The following is a 15586-nucleotide window of genomic DNA, read 5'->3' on the forward strand; positions in this document are numbered from 1 at the left end:
GCCTCGGCGCCCCGTCCGGCGTACGGCGCCGTACGGCGGCCCGCCGGGCGGGCCGGTACGCCCCCCGGGGCGGGGTGCGTACCGGTCGGCCGGCTACTGGGCGAAGAGGGGGATCAACTGCTCTTCCTCGTAGGCCAGATGGGCCTCCAGCTCGGCGGCGAGCCGGTCGACCTCGGCGAGGGTGGCCCGGGGGTCGGGGTTCTCGGCGGTGACGGTCCGCCGCAGCTCCTCCAGCAGGGCGGCGATCTTCTCGTGCTCGGCGGCGAGCCGGGCGACGACCGGGGCCATGGCCGGGAACTGGTCGGCGATCATCGGGAACATCCCCTGGTCCTCGCCGGTGTGATGGTTGTGCAGTCCGGCGCAGAGGGTCAGGCAGTTCGTCCTCAGCTGGACGCCGAGGCTGCTGCCGGAGGCGGCGACCTCCTCGCGGATCAGGCCGATCTCACGCCGCAGTCCGTCGTGGATCCGGGTGAGGACGCCGCCGAAGTCGGTCTCACCGGAGACGTTCGGCGGGCCGTCCTCGATCGCGTCGAGGACGACGACGGGGATCTCCCGGGCGGTCCGGGCCTGGTACTCGGCCCAGCCGTCGTCGGTCTCCGCCGCACGGGCCCAGGCCAGGTCGCGTGCCTCGCCGCGCAGGACGACGGCCTCGGCGTCGTAGGTGAAGACGCCGTTCTCCACGGTGACCCGGGGGTTGGCGACGAGATTGTGGTACCAGGCCGGGTGGCGGGCGGCTCCGGCGGCCGAGGCGATGACCAGTACCCGGCCGTCGCCGTCGGGCAGATAGGCGACAGGGGTGGTGTGCCGGTTGCCGCTGCGGGCTCCGGTGGTGGTCAGCAGCAGCAGGCGGGCGCCTTCGAAGGGGCCGCCGACCCTGCCCCGGTTGGCCCGGAACTCTTCGATGATCTTCGTATTGAACTCGTTGGGCATGCGCTTCTTCCGTGTGCGGTGCGGGACGCCCCGGCGGTCCGCACGGTCCGGGCACGGCCGGTCCGCGCCCGTCGCGGGGGCGGTGGGAATACAAGAGGAAGAAGAGCTGAGGGCGGGGCGCGTGCCCGCCACGGCCTCACTCGGAGGCCGGGCAACCCTTGTGATCGCGGCGTATGGCCGACCCGGTAGTCACGGCCGTGACATTATCCGACCGCCGGGAGAGGCGGCAAACATATTCTCGTTACGCCCCCGGGGGCCGCCGGCCGGGCCTTTCGCACCGACCCGGATGGCCGGGACCGGAGTTGACCGGCCATCGGAACAGGCAGTGGCGGAGCCGGGGGCGGGATCCGGGAGTGCCGGAGAATGCCGGGATGACGAGTCCACGCCTTCGTGTCGCCGGGCAGGTGATCCGGTACCGGTCCGTGCCCGAGCTGCTGGTGTTCGACCACGCCGGCATGCCCGAGGCCGGGACCCAGGTCCCGGCCGGGGGCATCGCGCCCGGCGAGGAGCGGGAGGCGGCGGTCCTCCGCGAGGTCGCCGAGGAGACCGGGCCGCTCACGGCCCCGGTGGTCCGGGAGATCGCCGTGGAGGACGGACCGCATCCCCACACCGGCGCGCCCCGGCGGACCGCCTTCTTCCGTCTCCGGGCGCCCGCCGGGACGCCCGACGCGTGGGAGCACCGGGTCCGGGGCGCGGGAACCGACGCCGGGCTCGTCGTCGCCTGCCGGTTCCTGCCGCTGCCCCTGGAGCACCCGCTCGCCGACGACCAGGACGTATGGCTGGACCGGATCGGCGCGCGCCTGACCACCCGCACCAGGAGGCTCCGGTGACCCGGTGAGACGGCGACAAGGACGGCTTCGGGCTTCCGGCTCCCGATTCCGGGGCACCCTCCGCCCGAACGGCGATGCTTTTCGGCCAGCCTCTTACATGGAGTGAATCCGGCGATATCCCCGGGCCCGGCCGTACCGAGGTGAGACGCACCCGGCCCGCCGGATCCCGCTACGGAACCACGGGCGGCAAGGGAATAGCAGGTCAGGCGGGCGTCGTCGACCGCCGGAGCGGTGCCCGGGCGCCTCGTCCCGCCGAAACGGCCCGGAAAGACACGACGTACCGTCAATTCACCGCACGACGGATTCTGTTCGATTACTCCGGGCCGTAAGGGCGCGGAATCCGGCGCCGCCGCTCGAACAGACCGCCCGGCGGCGATCCGCGACGGAGCCCGCGCGGCACTGAACGGACGATCAGCGGAACGCCTTCCGCCGCCGACCGCGGCGGCGCGGCCGAAGGACGGCCCTCCCGGCGGCCCGGCCGCCCCTTTCCGGGTCCGTAAGGAACACCTCCCCCGCGCCCCGGGCCCGGCCAAAAGATGTTCTTGTTCCGGTGGCGGCACGGGGGGCAGGCTTCCTACGCGCCGGTTGACAGGAGCATGACCCGGATGAGTCCCCGGGTTCCCGTCCGCCGGCGCGCACCGAGGGCCCGCCCCCCAACGGGCCCTGACCCCACCGGGAGGAAGCAGTGCCGACCCGAGTGTCCGTCCCCCCACAGCGGTGCCTCCCGGCCCCTACGGCCCAGGCCGTGACCCGGGCCCGGCGACCGTGACGGCGCTCATCGCTTCCGCCGCCGGTACCGGTCCGGGCGGGGACGGCCGGCCCGTCCCCGCCCTGCCGTTCCGGCCCGGTGTCTGACCGGTCCCCCACCGCCGCCGCCCGGTCGGGCCGGTGGTCCTCCGCCGGCGGGGGACCACCGGCCCGGCCGGCGGTCCGGGTTCCGGACCGGGTCGCGGGGGCACGGGCTAGGCTGTCCCCGGCGGAAGGTCCACGACCGGGAGGGGGTCGGTATGCGGCAGCGGGTACGCGCGGCATTCCCGGCGCTGCTCTCGGCGGTCCTGCTCGGAGTCTGGGCCCTGCTGGCCGTGTTCACCGGCGGAACTCCGGTCTCCGGACCGCCCGTCGCGACGGGCGTGGCGGCCACCCCGGCCTCCCCCGTGCGCTACGAGGGGCCGCAGCGCCACTCGGCGGCCCGGCCGGATCCCCGCCGTACGGCGTTGACCGCCACCGCGGCCGTGGTGGCCACGGATACCGGTGAGCGCCCCGCCGGACCGCCGTTCGCGGCCCCGGGGCCCGTACACGCCGGATGCCCCGCCCAGCCGACCGGACACGAGCCCGTCGGCCCCCGGCGGGAGCGCGCGCCGCCGTGCCGGGACGGTGACTCCACCCGTACCCGCGCGCCCCCTTCCCTCCTCGGCAGCTGAAACTCCGGCGACCGCCCCAGCGGCGGGACGCCTCGGTGTGCCGCGTCCGTACGCGCCGCCCGTAGCCGTACCCGGATCCGTATCCGGGTGACGGCGGGGCCGGGCGCCGGACGTGTGCCCTCCGGTACCGGTCGCGCTCCCGTCCGCCCTCGTGCTGGCGGCGGCCCCGGACCGGCCCCCTTTACTGTGCGCGGGCGCCCGGCGTCCGCGTCCCAGCCGTGGAGCACTCATGTCTTCCCGTCCATCGCCCGCCCGCCGTTCCGCGGGCCGGCCGCGCGCGTCCCGAGGTACCTGGTGGCGCGCGATCGCGTCCCTGGTGGTCGTCGCCGTCTCCGTACTCGTCGCCCTGAACATCGAGCCCCGGCTCGGGCTCGATCTGCGCGGCGGTACCCGGATCGTCCTGGAGACCCGGGACTCCCCCACCGTGAAGGCGGACGCCGCCGCCACCGACCGGGCGCTGGAGGTGCTGCGGCAGCGGGTCGACGCGCTCGGGGTCGCCGAGGCGTCGCTGGCCCGCTCCGGGGAGCGGCGGATCGTGGTCGAGCTGCCGGGGGTACGCGATCCCCGGGAGGCCGCCGCCGCCATCGGCCGGACCGCGCAGCTCACCTTCCATCCGGTGACCGGCGCCTCGGCCGGTCCGGCGACCACGCCCGGGAAGGGCGGAGACGGTGCCCGGGTGCTGCCCGACCCGGACGCGCCGGGCAGCTTTCTGGCCCTGGCTCCGCCCGCGTTGACCGGTAACGGGGTGAAGGACGCCGAGGCCGTGCTCGACAGTTCGTCGGGCCGCGGCTGGATCGTGGATCTCTCGTTCCGGGGCGGTGCCGGGAAGGACTGGGCGCGGATCACCGGCGATGCGGCGTGCGCCGCGCCGGGCGATCCGGCCCGTCGGGTCGCGATCGTGCTCGACGACCGGATCGTCTCGGCGCCCGGGATGGAACGCACGGTGGCCTGCGGCGCGGGGATCACCGGCGGCTCGGCGCAGATCACCGGCGGTTTCGGCGGGGACCAGGCGCGGGAGCTGGCGGCGCTGGTCAAGGGCGGGGCGCTGCCGGTGCCGGTGGAGACCGTGCACCAGAGCACCGTCGGCCCCACCCTGGGCGCGGACGCCATCCGGGCCAGTTTCTGGGCCGCGATCATCGGACTGGTGTGCACCGGTGCGTTTATCGTCCTGGTGTACCGGCTGCTGGGGCTCCTCGCCACGGTCGCGCTGGCGCTGTACGGACTGATCTCGTACGCCGCCGTCGTGGCGCTCGGCGCGACGCTGACCCTGCCGGGGCTGGCCGGGTTCGTCCTGGCGATCGGGATCGCGGTCGACGCGAATGTGCTGGTCTTCGAACGGGCCCGGGAGGAGTTCCCGCGGACCGGGCGGGATCCGGTGGATCCCCGGCGCCCGCTCCGTACCGGCTTCGACAAGGCGTGGAGCGCGGTCGCCGACTCGCACATCACCACCTTGCTGGCGGCGGGCCTGTTGTTCGCCTTCGCCACCGGTCCGGTGAAGGGCTTCGGGGTGGTGCTGGCGATCGGCGTACTGGCGTCGCTGGTGTCCGCGATGATCATCACCCGGCTGCTCGCGGAGTGGGCGCTGAGCCGCTCGTGGGTACGGGCGCGGCCGGGGCTGACGGGTATCGCGGCCAAGGGACGGCTGCGGACCCGGCTGGAGAAGCGCCCGCCCCGGCTGATGCGGCGCCGGAAACTGTGGCTGGCAGTCTGCGGCGGCCTGCTGCTGGCGGCGGCCGCGGGGATCGGGGTGCGGGGGCTCGACTTCGGGGTGGAGTTCACCGGCGGCCGTCAGACCGAGTACGTCACCGGGCGCGTCGTCGACGCGGACACCGCGCGCCGGGCGGTCTCGGACGCCGGATTCCCCCGGGCCGTGGTCCAGGAGTCCGGTGAGGGCGGCATCACGGTACGGACCGGTGAGCTGAGCGACGCGGAGCAGACCCGGATCCGGGAGGCGCTGGGCGAGGCGGCGGGCGGTGCCCGGGTGGAGCGGGACGAACGGATCGGGCCGAGTCTGGGGTCGGAGCTGCGGACTCAGGCGCTGATCGCGCTGGGGGTGGCGATCGCGGCCCAGCTGGCCTATCTGGCGCTGCGGTTCCGCTGGACCTTCGCGGTGGCGGCGGTCGCGGCGATGGCGCAGGACGTCCTGCTGGTGGTGGGGTTGTTCGCCTGGCTGGGCAAGCCGGTGGACAGTGTCTTCCTGGCGGCGCTGCTGACGGTGGTCGGCTACTCCGTGAACGACTCGGTCGTCGTCCTCGACCGGCTGCGGGAGCTGCGGCGGTCGGCGCCGCGCGCGGCCTGGTCCGATCTGGCGGATCTGGCGGTGGCGCAGACGCTGCCGCGGACCGTCAATACGGGAATGGGCGCGTTGTTCGTCCTGATGGCGCTGGCGGTGCTGGGCGGCGACTCGCTGACGGACTTCTCGGTGGCGCTGCTGGCGGGGGTGGTGACGGGGGTGGCGTCGACGGTCTTCACCGCGATGCCGCTGGCGGTGATCCTCACCTCCCGGCGCCGCGACCGGGCCCGTCCGGCGCCGGTGAAGGCACGGGACCGGAACCCGTCGGGGGCGGTGGTCTGAGCCGGGGCCGGGTCCCGGGGGCGCGGCCGGGTCGTTCGGTCCGGCCGCGGCACCGGGGCGGGTGCCTCACGGTATCGGGGCCGGTGCCGGTGTCGTACGGCCGTCCGGTCCGGTCCGTACGACACGGGCGCGGGGGCTCCGGCCGCGGGCGGCACCGGCACCGTACGGGTCGGCGAGCCGCCCTCGGCGCCCGCCGTCGTGGGGGCCCGCCGGCGGGATCGGGGCCGTAGCGTCGTCGGCGCGGCCCCGCCGACGGCCCGGACCGCCCGGGAACCGTCGGCTCCCTGTTACCGGGCGGCGGCCCCGGCGGGCTCAGCCCTCCGGGGTCAGCCCTCCGGGGTCAGCCCTCCGGGGTCAGCCGGAAGTGGAATTCGGGGCGGGGCCAGCCGACGACCGGGGGGTCGGCCGGGACCGTGCCGGTGCGTTCCGCGCCGACCGCGCGGTAGAAGCCCTCGGCGGGCGGGTGCGAGACGACCCGGACCGTGTCGAGGCCGTGGTCGCGGGCCTCGGCGGTCATATGGTCGATCAGCAACCGCCCGACGCCGAGGCCCTGGGCGCGGTCGGCGACGAACATCAGGTCCAGTTCGGCGGCGTCGAGCAGCAGGGCGTAGAAACCGAGCGGGGTGCCGTCGGCGTCGGTGGCGACATGGACCCGGTGGGTCTCGATGTAGACGGATCCGACGGTGAGCCCGGCGACCATGGGGGCGTAGTGGCCCTCGTAGGCACGTGAGCGGCGGGCCATCGCGGTGAGGCGGCGGGAGTCGGTGCCGGTCGCGCGCCGGATCCGGATGCCGTCGGAGCGGGGCTCCGGGACCACTGCCGTCACGGGTGAACTCATTGAGTGAGTATTACACGTAGGTCAGTCGCGCAGAAAGAGACAGAAGGGGTGTCCGGCGGGGTCGAGGAGGACTCGGACGTCGTCCTGCGGCTGGCGGCCCGGGTCCCGGGCACCGAGGCAGAGGGCGCGGGCGGTGGCGGCGGCGAGGTCGTCGACGTGGAGGTCGAGGTGGAGCATCTTCTGCTGGGCGCCGGGCCGCTCGGGCCAGACCGGGGGTTCGTAGTCCGGCTCGCCCTGGAGGGCGAGCCGGACACCGGTGCCGCCGGGGGGCTGGAGCAGGACCCAGTCGGGTTCGGCGGACCGGATCTCCCAGCCGAGGAGGTGGCGGTAGAAGTCCGCCAGCAGGGGCGCGTCGGCGCAGTCGAGGACGACGGTGGCGAGTGCGGGCCGGGGGTACGGGGTCATGGCGCGGCCTCCGGTGGTCGGCCCCCGGCCGGTCGGGGTCAGGCCGTGGCGCGCCAGTAGCCGAGCGCGTTGACCCGGTCCTTGGCGAGGGCGAGTTCCTTGCGGGCGTACGAGGCGAGGGTACGGGTGGTGGCGGTGTCGCAGGCGATCCAGACGTAGGCGGTGGTGGGGTCGCCGATCAGGGTGGGCAGGGCGGCCTTGACCTCGGTGACGAGCCGGGCGCCGCCGTCCTCGCGGGGGATCGTGCGCAGTTCGTGGTGGTCGGGGTCGAGCCGGAACGGCAGTTCGGCGTCGGAGGGGTGGCCGGTCTCGAAGAAGACGGTGGCGGGGACGCCGGGGAGGGCGTCGAGCAGGGAGTTGATCGCCGGGAGGGAGGCGGGGTCGCCGACGGCGATGATGCGTCCGGGGGCCGGTTCGGGGGTGGTGAAGCCGGTGCCCTGGAGGGTGGCCTCGATGGTGTCGCCGGTGCGGGCGGCGCGCGCCCAGTCGCAGGCGGACCCTTCGTGCAGGGCGAATTCCAGGCTGAAGGTGCCGTTCGCGGGGTCGGGGTCGACCAGGGTGTAGGCGCGCTGGTGGGGCTTGCCCGCGTTGTCGAACCAGACCCGGACCCACATGGTGGGGTGGGCCCCGGTCTGGGCGAGCATGCCGCCGTCGGTGAAGTGGACGCGGTGGAAGCGGTCTCCGACCGCCTCGGCTCCGGTGACGGTGAACCGGAAGTCCTTCCCCCGCATCAGCTTGAGGACCACACCTTCCCAGCCATGCCCCACGCCCGACTCCTTCCCCTTCAATGGCGTTTGTTCATCCGAACGCCCGTACAGTAACTTAGGCCAGCCTAACCTAAACGGGGTGGGCCGTTGTCAGCGAGGGGGACGGGTGAACTTCAAGGTCTACCGGGACGACTGGGGGATTCCGCATCTGCGGGCCGGGAGCGCCGACGCGCTCGCCCGCGCACAGGGGTGGAACGCCGCCGTCGACCGGGCCTGGCAGATCGAGGTGGAGCGGAACCGCTTCCAGGGCACGTCCGCGTCCTTCCTGGGCGCTTCCGCCGCCGGCTGGGACCGGTTCGCCCGGCAGGCCCGTCTCGACGACACGGCGCGGCGCTGCTTCGAGGCACTGGACGAGTCCACCGCGGCCTGGGTCGGCCACTATGTGGCCGGGGTGAACGAGGGGATGGCCGAGGGGGTCCGGCGCGCGCCCCAGTTCGCCGAGACCGGTCTCGTACCCCGGCCGTGGGAGCCGTGGGTGCCGCTGGGGATCTGGCTCGGGGCCCATGTCCTCTTCGCCGGGTTCCCCACCAAGATCTGGCGCGAGGAGGTGGCCCGCGCCCTCGGCGACGACGCCGTCGAGCTGTTCTCGGCGGAGGGCGCGAACGGCTCGGGGAGCAACGGCTGGCTGGTCGGCGCGGGCCGGACCGCGCACGGCGCCCCGCTGATCGCCGGTGATCCGCACCGGCCGATCGAGGACCCCGGGGTCTACCAGCAGATCCGGCTGGCCTGCGACGAGTTCGACGTACTGGGTCTCGCCGTGCCGGGAGTTCCCGGTATCGCGCACTTCGGCCACGCCGGATCCGTCGCCTGGGCCATCACCAACGCCATGGCCGACTACCAGGATCTGTACCGGGAGCGGCTGCGCGAGACCCCCGGGGGCGGGCTGGAGGCCCTCGGCCCGGAGGGCTGGCGGGCCGTCCGGGTCCGTACCGAGACGATCGAGGTCGCCGGGGAGGACCCGGAGGAGATCGAGGTGCTCGAGACCGACCGGGGTCCGGTGGTCGTCGGCGGGCGCGGTGATGTGGAGGTGCTCAGTCTGCGCACCCCGCCCCGGGTCACCTCGGATCTCGGCTTCGCGGCGCTGCCCGCGCTGCTGCGGGCGCGTACCACCGGCGATGTCGACCGGGCGCTGGACGGCTGGGCGGAGCCGGTGAACGTGGTGCTGGCCGCCGACACCGCGGGCGGGCTGCTGCACCGGGTCGCGGGCCGGGTCCCCCGGCGGCCCCGGGAGAACCTGCTGCGGACCGTGCCCGCGTGGGAGGCCGCGTACGTCTGGCGGGGCTGGCGGGCCCTGCCCCGGGCCGCCGTCGGCGCGGTGGCCGTGATGGCGAACGAGCGGGGGGTGGCGGAGCCCCTGGGGGTGGAGTTCGCCGCCCCGCACCGGGCCGCGCGGATCCGGGAGCTGCTCGGGGCGCGGCGGATGTGGACCGCCGAGGGGATGGCCTCGGTCCATATGGACACCCGGCTCGACTCGGTCCGCCCCCTGCTGGCGGCGGTGGACCGGCTCGAGGGGCTGGGCGAGGCCGCGGCCGGGGTCCGGTCCCGGCTGGCGCAGTGGGACCGGCGGATGGACGCCGACAGCGCCGAGGCCGCGCTCTACGCCGATCTCCGGGCCGCCGTGGTCCGCCGGCTCGCCGCGCATCCCTTCTTCGACGGTCTCGCCAAAGCCGTCGCCGACGGGGACTGGCCCGACGAGCTGCTGCCGTGGACGGCGTTCACGCCCCGGGTGGGGTTCGCCCTGGAGAAGCTGCTCGGTTCGGCGTTCCTGCCGCCCGGCGATGTGACCGCGGCGGTCCGCGGCGCGCTGGAGGAGGTCGCCGCGGACCGGGCGGGCGGCCGACGGCGTGAACCCGTCTGGGGCGACCGGCACCGGCTCGCCCCCTGGCACGCGCTGCCGGGCGGGCGGCACGACACCGCGCCCGAGGGCGGCTGGCCCGGCCTGTCGGGCGACCACGACTGCGTGCTCGCCACCACAAGCGTCCCCGGCGTCACGGATCTCAGCTGGCGCGGGCCCGCCGCGCGCTATGTCTGGGATCTGGCCCGCCGGGAGAACAGCCGCTGGATCGTGCCGCTGGGCGCCTCGGGAACCCCGGGCGATCCGCACCACCGCGACCAGCTCCCCCTGTGGCTGACGGGGGCGCTCGCCCCCGTCGTCACCGACTGGAACAAGCTCACCGAGGAGACCCCGCACGATGACCGCTGAATCCCCCGCCGCCGCACCGCCCGCGCCGCCGGTCCCGCGCGCCGGCCGCGTGACCGTCCACGAGGAGAAGGTGTCCGGCTTCGGGACCGTACGCGTGGTCGCGCTCGACCCGGTCGCCGATCTCGACCTCGTCCACGGCTGGGTGACGGCGGAGCGGGCCCGGTTCTGGGGCATGCTCGGCCATACCCGGGAGCAGGTCCGGGAGATCTACGCGTATGTGGACTCCCTCAGCACCCACCACGCCTATGTGGTCGAGCGGGACGGCGACCCGGTGGCGCTCTTCCAGACGTACGAACCGGCCGCCGACCCGCTCGGCGAGTGCTACGACGCACTCCCCGGCGATGTGGGTGTCCATCTGCTGATCGGCCCGGCGCCCGACGGCGCCGCCGGTGAACGGGGCTTCACCACCGGGCTGATGACGGCGCTCTTCGGCCTGGTCTTCGCGGACCCGGCGCACCGCCGGGTCGTGGTCGAGCCGGACGCGCGCAACGAGAAGGCGATCGCCCGGATGCTGGCGGCGGGCTTCGAGGCGGGACCGGAGATCGAGAAGCCGGAGAAGCGGGCCAGGCTGGCGTTTCTGCGCCGGGAGCGCTGGGAGGCCGCGGGCGGCTGACCCCGCCCGTGAGGAGGAGGCCGCGCCCGCGGAGGGGACGGGCGCGGCCTTCGCGTACTCCCCCGGCCCGACCTGCGGGGCCGGCCGCCGAACGGTGGCCGCGGCCCTCCTGTCCGGGGCCCGGACCCGGCCCGTCGCCCTCCCCGGTCAGGTCCCGTTCCCGGGCCCGGACCGGACAGCCACCCGGCATCCGAAAGTCCGTACGGAGACCATCGATCGCACGGGTGTCTTCACTCCTGCGCCCCTTCCGTACGGCGCGCCCGGCAGGGTACACAGGTGGTGATCACCCCTCGGCGGCACACGACGCGCCACCTGTTGGCATATGCCAACAGCATCGGCTGGTCGAGTGTTGCCAAATGCCTTACGAGCTCTCGCTCCCTGTGCGACAGTCGTAGCGACCCTTGTTCCGACCGTGACCCAGACCGGCCCGAGGCCACGCCTGCATCGGAGTACGACATGCCGTCCCACGTGTTCGAGGACCGTTCCGGCGAACTGCCGGAGGACGGATCCGGCACGGGTTCCGTCGCCGTCGACGCACTGATCCACCGGACGCGCCGGCTCCGGGGCGCGGTGGACCGGGTCCGCCGGGACACCGTTGCGGACGAGAGCCATCCGGCGGGCCGCTGGCAGCGGGCCCTGTGCGAGCTGGCGGTCCATCAGCTCGACGATCTGGGTGCCCAGCTCGGCCAGTTGCGCCGGGGCATCGCCGACGGCGCGGGCCATACGGACGGCTTCGAGGACGACCGGGATACGGCTCCGGCTCCGTACGCGCCCGCCCCGGCGCCGTACGCCGGGATCCGCGAACCGGCCTTACCCGGCCCGCTCGGCGACGCCCCCGGCCTCGCCGCGTACGAGGCCGATCACGCCCAGAGCTCGGGGACCCTGCTCAGCCGGGTCGGCAGCGCCGAGTGGAATCTGCTGACAGACGCGGTGAGCTGGTCCGAGGAGCTGTACGCCATCCTCGGACGGCCCGTCGACAGCGGCGCCATGACCCTGGACGAACTGCCGTCCGTGGTCCACCCCGACGACCAGGCGCTGCTCACGACCCTGGTGACGGGCTGTCTGGTCGACGGGCGCCCCATCGACGGCGAGTTCCGGGTCGTCCGCCCCGACCGCCGGGTGCGGACCGTTCATATGATGGGCGAACCGGTACTCGGCCCCGACGGCTCCACCGCCTCGATGTGGGCGGTGTTCCGCGACGTCAGCGCGTTACGCCGGAGCGAGCGGGCGGTCCGTGAGAGCCAGGAGACCCTGCGGCGGCGGCTCCACGCCGAACAGGCCGAGCGCCGGATGGCGGTCGAGATGCAGGAGGCGGTCCTGCCGCCCTGGCGCGGCTCGCTCACCTTCCCCGTCGGCGGACCCGCCGAACTCGACGTCGCGGCCCGCTACTTCCCCTCCGGCAACGCGGATCTGATCGGCGGCGACTGGTACGACGCGCTGGAGCTGCCCACCGGCGCCTACGTCCTGAGCGTGGGCGATCTCACCGGCCACGGGGTGGCCGCCACCTCCTCCATGGCGATGCTGCTGGGCGCGCTGCGCGGAATGGCGGTCGCGGGGGTGGCCCCCGGGGCGGTGATGGGCCATCTCAACCATCTGCTGGAGACCTCCGTCCAGCCGACTCTCGGCAGCGCCGTCTGCTGCCGGATCGACCCGGCCCGGCAGACCCTCACCTGGGCGCAGGCGGGCCACCCGGCCCCGCTGCTCTTCCGCGACGGGACGGGGTGGCCGCTGACGCCCCCGGACGGCGTACTGCTGGGGGCGACCTCGGCCCCCGAGTACGAACAGAACGACGTCCGGCTGCTCCCCGGTGATCTGCTGGTCCTGCACACCGACGGGCTGACCAGGAACGCCGCCGCCGAGGAATCCGGCACCGCCCGGCTGCTGGGGCTGGCCCCCGTGTTGTCCGGGGCCCGGGACGCCCAGGACGGGGTACGGCTGGTCGCCGAGGCGTTCGGCGGCGCCGGACGGCAGGACGACGCCTGTGTCCTGGTGGCCCGGATCGGTGCCTGACCCCGGCCCCGGCGGTCCGGCGGCAGGTCAGGTCAGGTCACGGCGAGCCCGGCCCTCGTGGACGGACTGTGCGGCAGGGCCCGCTCCAGCTCCTCCCGGAGCGCGCCGATGGTGGCGTGTTCCGCGTACCGCCCGGTCAGCCGGTACATCTCCCGCAGCCGGTCCCAGGTCCGGTGCGAGGAGGTCTCCCCCATCGACACCAGGGCCAGCCGGGCGTACCGGTCGGCCTCCTCCGGGTCGTCGGAGATGAAGCAGGAGGACGCCATGGAGATGTAGTCGAAGATCTTCGACCGCTGGCGTCCGCCCTCCCGCAGCCGCAGCGCCTTACGGGCATGGCCCTGGGCGACGGGGGCGGCCGACGGGTCGTGCTCGGCGAGGGTGCGGTAGGCCAGCGCCTCCATCCCGTGCAGATCCGCCTCGTCGAACATCTGCATCCAGCTCGGTGGCGGCACATCGGTCCGGTCGGAGACGAAGAGCTGCTCCGCCTCGCCCAGTTTGCGCCGCATGGCCTGGCCCTGGCCCATGGCGGCCTGGGCCCACGCCTCGATGGTGCAGAACATCGCCCGGGTTCTCGGCAGGGTCTGCACGCCCGAACCCGACTGGGCGAGTTTCATCAGATCGAGGGCCTCGTCCGGGCGGCCCAGATGGATCATCTGCCGGGCGGCCCGGGACAGCGCCTCACCGGCCCTGGGCCGGTCACCGCCCTCGCGCGCGGCGTGCGCGGCGATCACGAAGTACTTCTGGGCGGTGGGTTCGAGGCCGACGTCGTGCGACATCCACCCGGCGAGTACGGCGAGATTGGCGGCCACGCCCCACAACCGGGTCCGGATGTGCTCGGGATGGCGGTAGGCGAGGATGCCGCCCACCTCGTTGAGCTGGCCGACGACGGCCTTGCGCTGGAGTCCGCCGCCGCGGGAGGCGTCCCAGGCCCGGAAGACCTCGACGGACCGTTCGAGGGCCGCGATCTCCTGCGATCCGATGGGCGCCGCCTCGTAGCGGTCGTATCCGGCGGTATCGGCGTAGGCGGCGGTCGTGGTGAAGGAGTCGGTCACGAGTGCGGGTTCACTGTGCAACACGTCGTACATGGCGCCGGTGAGAGCGGAGCCCGCGGCGAGCGCCGCGCCCGCGCCCACCAGCCCGCGTCGGTTGAGCATGAGGTCCATTCCCGTGAATTCTGTGAGGACCGACGCCGTCCGGTCCGGCGCCCAGGGAAGGCCGTCGGGGTTCGCCGCGTGCTCCGCGGCCCGTGCGCCCTTGCGCCTGCCCGCTCTGCCGTTCCGGACGAAGCCCAGGTCCTCGGTGGTCACGACACGGCCGAGCCGCTCGGTGAAGAGGGCGGCCAGCACCCTCGGCACCGGATCGCGCGGGGTCTCCCCCATGTCGATCCACCGCCGCACCCGCGAGGTGTCGGTGGCCAGCTGCGGATGGCCCATGGCCGCCGCCTGCCGGTTCACCAGCCTCGCGAGCTCGCCCTTGGACCAGCCGGCCATGCCGAACAGGTCGCTCAGACGGGTGTTGGGTCCTCCGGACACGTAAGCCCCCAGGTTCTCGGCTGATTCAACGGTAGTCCTCGCCCGAGGGGGGTGGCGACTATTCGCCAGGGTTCGCCAGGGTCCGCCACATGGTGTGCCACCCGTGCGCTGGTGTGACGTAGGAACGCGCCACCCCGGTCCTACCCTCGGCCGCACTCCCCAGGGTGCGGGGCCGATGCGGACCGGGGCGGTGCGCGCAATCCGTCGGCGCACGAAGGGATCTGCTCTCCCCATGTACACAGCATCGTCCTCCGTGTCCGCCCCGATCCGGCCGCAGCGCCCCGCCGTGCCGGTCGGCACCGGACCGTATCTCGATCCCAAGCCCGCCGCGGGCCGGTTGCGGCGCCCGGTTCCCGCGGTGGGCCAGCCGCTCAGCGGCAGAATCGATCTCTCCGGCCCCCAGGGCGCGCAGTTGCGGATGGCGGTGGCGTCGGTGCACCGGATCTGCCCGGAGTTCCATCCGGTGCAGGTGCTGCGGCGCAGCGGACGTTCCGTACTGATCGTCGGGACGACCGGGCGGACCACCGCCGTGGCCAAGTGCCTGCTGGACCACTCGCCGGTGTGGACCGAGAGGTTCCGGCACGAAATAGCGGCATATCGCACCTTCGTCCGGCACCGCCCCCAGGACGTCCGGGTACCGCGGCTGGTAGCCGCCGATCCGGAGAACTGCACCCTGGTGATCGAGCGGATGCCGGGCCGGGCCGCGGCGCTGAGCAGGCATCCGGCGGAGGCTCCGCCGAGGCCGGACGTCCGGGCCGCGGTGGGCGCGATCGTCCGGCTCAACGACTGGCGCCCGCCCGCCGGTCTCTTCGACGCGCCGCTGGACTACGCGTCCCGGATCACCCGCCACCATGAACTCGGTCTCTTCACCGACCGTGATCTGGGCGATCTGCAGAAGCTGCTGCGCGGCCCCTGGTCCACCGGCGGGCGGGGCCCGGTGGCCGAGTTCTGCCACGGTGACGCGCTGCTCTCCAACATCCTGCTCTCCCCCACCGGTCCGGTGCTGGTCGACTGGGAGCACGCGGGCTGGTATCTGCCCGGGTACGACCTGGCGACGCTCTGGGCGGTGCTCGGGGACGCGCCGGGCGAGCGGCGGCGGATCAGTCAGCTCGCGGGCCGCAAGGGGCCTGCGGCCCGGGACGCGTTCCTGGTCAATCTGATGCTGGTGCTGACCCGGGAGATCCGTACCTACGAGACGGCGGTCCAGCGGACCATGCGGGAGGCGCCGCCGGTGAGCGGGGCGGCGGCCGGGTCCGGCGGTCCTTCGGCGGGTGAGGTCCAGCGGCTGCTGCTGCGGCGGCTGCACGACGACTGCGCGATGGCCCGCCGGGCGGTCCGGGCGGCGGTCGGCACGCGGTAGAGCACCGGCCGGGGCGCATCCCCCGGGCCGGGCGGACGACCGGCGCGACGGGCCCGGTACTTCGGTACCGGGCCCGCGGCGGTTCGGGGCGGGAGGGTTCGG

At 74.4% G+C, this 15586-nt stretch carries 12 protein-coding genes; 7 read left to right on the top strand and 5 right to left on the bottom strand.

Features of this window, described 5'->3' with window-relative positions; translation table 11 throughout:
• Positions 1–93 precede the first annotated feature (93 nt).
• On the bottom strand, positions 94–930 hold the full coding sequence (locus ABZ714_RS19875) for a nitroreductase/quinone reductase family protein (RefSeq protein WP_358826568.1): 837 nt from the start codon (positions 928–930) through the stop codon (positions 94–96).
• Between the two features lie 371 nt (positions 931–1301).
• Here ABZ714_RS19875 and ABZ714_RS19880 point away from each other — a divergent pair, with 371 nt between their 5' ends.
• From ABZ714_RS19880 to secD, 3 genes are all read left to right on the top strand, one after another.
• The gene (locus ABZ714_RS19880) at positions 1302–1760 is read left to right on the top strand and encodes an NUDIX domain-containing protein (RefSeq protein WP_358826569.1); all 459 of its coding nucleotides are present in this window, start codon (positions 1302–1304) and stop codon (positions 1758–1760) included.
• Between the two features lie 1007 nt (positions 1761–2767).
• The gene (locus ABZ714_RS19885; protein WP_358826570.1) at positions 2768–3181 is read left to right on the top strand and encodes a hypothetical protein; all 414 of its coding nucleotides are present in this window, start codon (positions 2768–2770) and stop codon (positions 3179–3181) included.
• A gap of 229 nt (positions 3182–3410) precedes the next feature.
• A complete protein-coding gene (secD, locus tag ABZ714_RS19890) occupies positions 3411–5756 on the top strand; it encodes a protein translocase subunit SecD (protein ID WP_358826571.1) in 2346 nt (781 codons plus the stop codon).
• 340 nt (positions 5757–6096) lie between these two features.
• On the opposite strand, the gene ABZ714_RS19895 is transcribed toward secD, so the two are convergent.
• The 3 genes from ABZ714_RS19895 to ABZ714_RS19905 are packed head-to-tail and all read right to left on the bottom strand — an operon-like array spanning position 6097 to position 7766.
• The gene (locus tag ABZ714_RS19895; RefSeq protein ID WP_358826572.1) at positions 6097–6594 is read right to left on the bottom strand and encodes a GNAT family N-acetyltransferase; all 498 of its coding nucleotides are present in this window, start codon (positions 6592–6594) and stop codon (positions 6097–6099) included.
• 21 nt (positions 6595–6615) lie between these two features.
• Complete coding sequence (locus tag ABZ714_RS19900; protein ID WP_358826573.1) at positions 6616–6999, bottom strand: VOC family protein; 384 nt, start codon at positions 6997–6999, stop codon at positions 6616–6618.
• Positions 7000–7037: 38 nt separating this feature from the next.
• Positions 7038–7766, bottom strand: a complete 729-nt coding sequence (locus tag ABZ714_RS19905; RefSeq protein ID WP_358826574.1) for a siderophore-interacting protein — start codon at positions 7764–7766, stop codon at positions 7038–7040.
• 106 nt (positions 7767–7872) lie between these two features.
• On the opposite strand from ABZ714_RS19905, the gene ABZ714_RS19910 reads away from it, so the two are divergent.
• The 3 genes from ABZ714_RS19910 (at position 7873) to ABZ714_RS19920 (ending at position 12592) form a co-directional block, all read left to right on the top strand.
• A complete protein-coding gene (locus ABZ714_RS19910) occupies positions 7873–9969 on the top strand; it encodes a penicillin acylase family protein (RefSeq protein WP_358826575.1) in 2097 nt (698 codons plus the stop codon).
• Positions 9959–10582 (top strand): GNAT family N-acetyltransferase, encoded by a 624-nt coding sequence (locus ABZ714_RS19915; protein ID WP_358826576.1) that lies wholly within the window; start codon positions 9959–9961, stop codon positions 10580–10582. Before ABZ714_RS19910 ends, ABZ714_RS19915 begins: the two co-directional genes overlap by 11 nt.
• 456 nt (positions 10583–11038) lie before the next feature.
• On the top strand, positions 11039–12592 hold the full coding sequence (locus tag ABZ714_RS19920) for a SpoIIE family protein phosphatase (RefSeq protein ID WP_358826577.1): 1554 nt from the start codon (positions 11039–11041) through the stop codon (positions 12590–12592).
• A gap of 32 nt (positions 12593–12624) precedes the next feature.
• On the opposite strand, the gene ABZ714_RS19925 is transcribed toward ABZ714_RS19920, so the two are convergent.
• Positions 12625–14124 (bottom strand): hypothetical protein, encoded by a 1500-nt coding sequence (locus tag ABZ714_RS19925; RefSeq protein ID WP_358826578.1) that lies wholly within the window; start codon positions 14122–14124, stop codon positions 12625–12627.
• Positions 14125–14356: 232 nt separating this feature from the next.
• Here ABZ714_RS19925 and ABZ714_RS19930 point away from each other — a divergent pair, with 232 nt between their 5' ends.
• The gene (locus ABZ714_RS19930; protein ID WP_358826579.1) at positions 14357–15484 is read left to right on the top strand and encodes an aminoglycoside phosphotransferase family protein; all 1128 of its coding nucleotides are present in this window, start codon (positions 14357–14359) and stop codon (positions 15482–15484) included.
• Positions 15485–15586: the final 102 nt, after the last annotated feature.

Origin of the sequence: Streptomyces sp. NPDC006798 (genome assembly GCF_040635975.1) — a bacterium.
GTDB lineage: Bacteria > Actinomycetota > Actinomycetes > Streptomycetales > Streptomycetaceae > Streptomyces.

What these genes read in the sequence shown, in the direction of transcription:
- ABZ714_RS19920 (WP_358826577.1), top strand. Translation starts at nt 11,039, where the DNA reads ATGCCGTCCCACGTGTTCGAGGACCGTTCCGGCGAACTGCCGGAGGAC.
- ABZ714_RS19885 (WP_358826570.1), top strand. Translation starts at nt 2,768, where the DNA reads ATGCGGCAGCGGGTACGCGCGGCATTCCCGGCGCTGCTCTCGGCGGTC.
- secD (WP_358826571.1), top strand. Translation starts at nt 3,411, where the DNA reads ATGTCTTCCCGTCCATCGCCCGCCCGCCGTTCCGCGGGCCGGCCGCGC.
- ABZ714_RS19895 (WP_358826572.1), bottom strand. Translation starts at nt 6,594, where the DNA reads ATGAGTTCACCCGTGACGGCAGTGGTCCCGGAGCCCCGCTCCGACGGC.
- ABZ714_RS19900 (WP_358826573.1), bottom strand. Translation starts at nt 6,999, where the DNA reads ATGACCCCGTACCCCCGGCCCGCACTCGCCACCGTCGTCCTCGACTGC.
- ABZ714_RS19875 (WP_358826568.1), bottom strand. Translation starts at nt 930, where the DNA reads ATGCCCAACGAGTTCAATACGAAGATCATCGAAGAGTTCCGGGCCAAC.
- ABZ714_RS19930 (WP_358826579.1), top strand. Translation starts at nt 14,357, where the DNA reads ATGTACACAGCATCGTCCTCCGTGTCCGCCCCGATCCGGCCGCAGCGC.
- ABZ714_RS19880 (WP_358826569.1), top strand. Translation starts at nt 1,302, where the DNA reads ATGACGAGTCCACGCCTTCGTGTCGCCGGGCAGGTGATCCGGTACCGG.
- ABZ714_RS19915 (WP_358826576.1), top strand. Translation starts at nt 9,959, where the DNA reads ATGACCGCTGAATCCCCCGCCGCCGCACCGCCCGCGCCGCCGGTCCCG.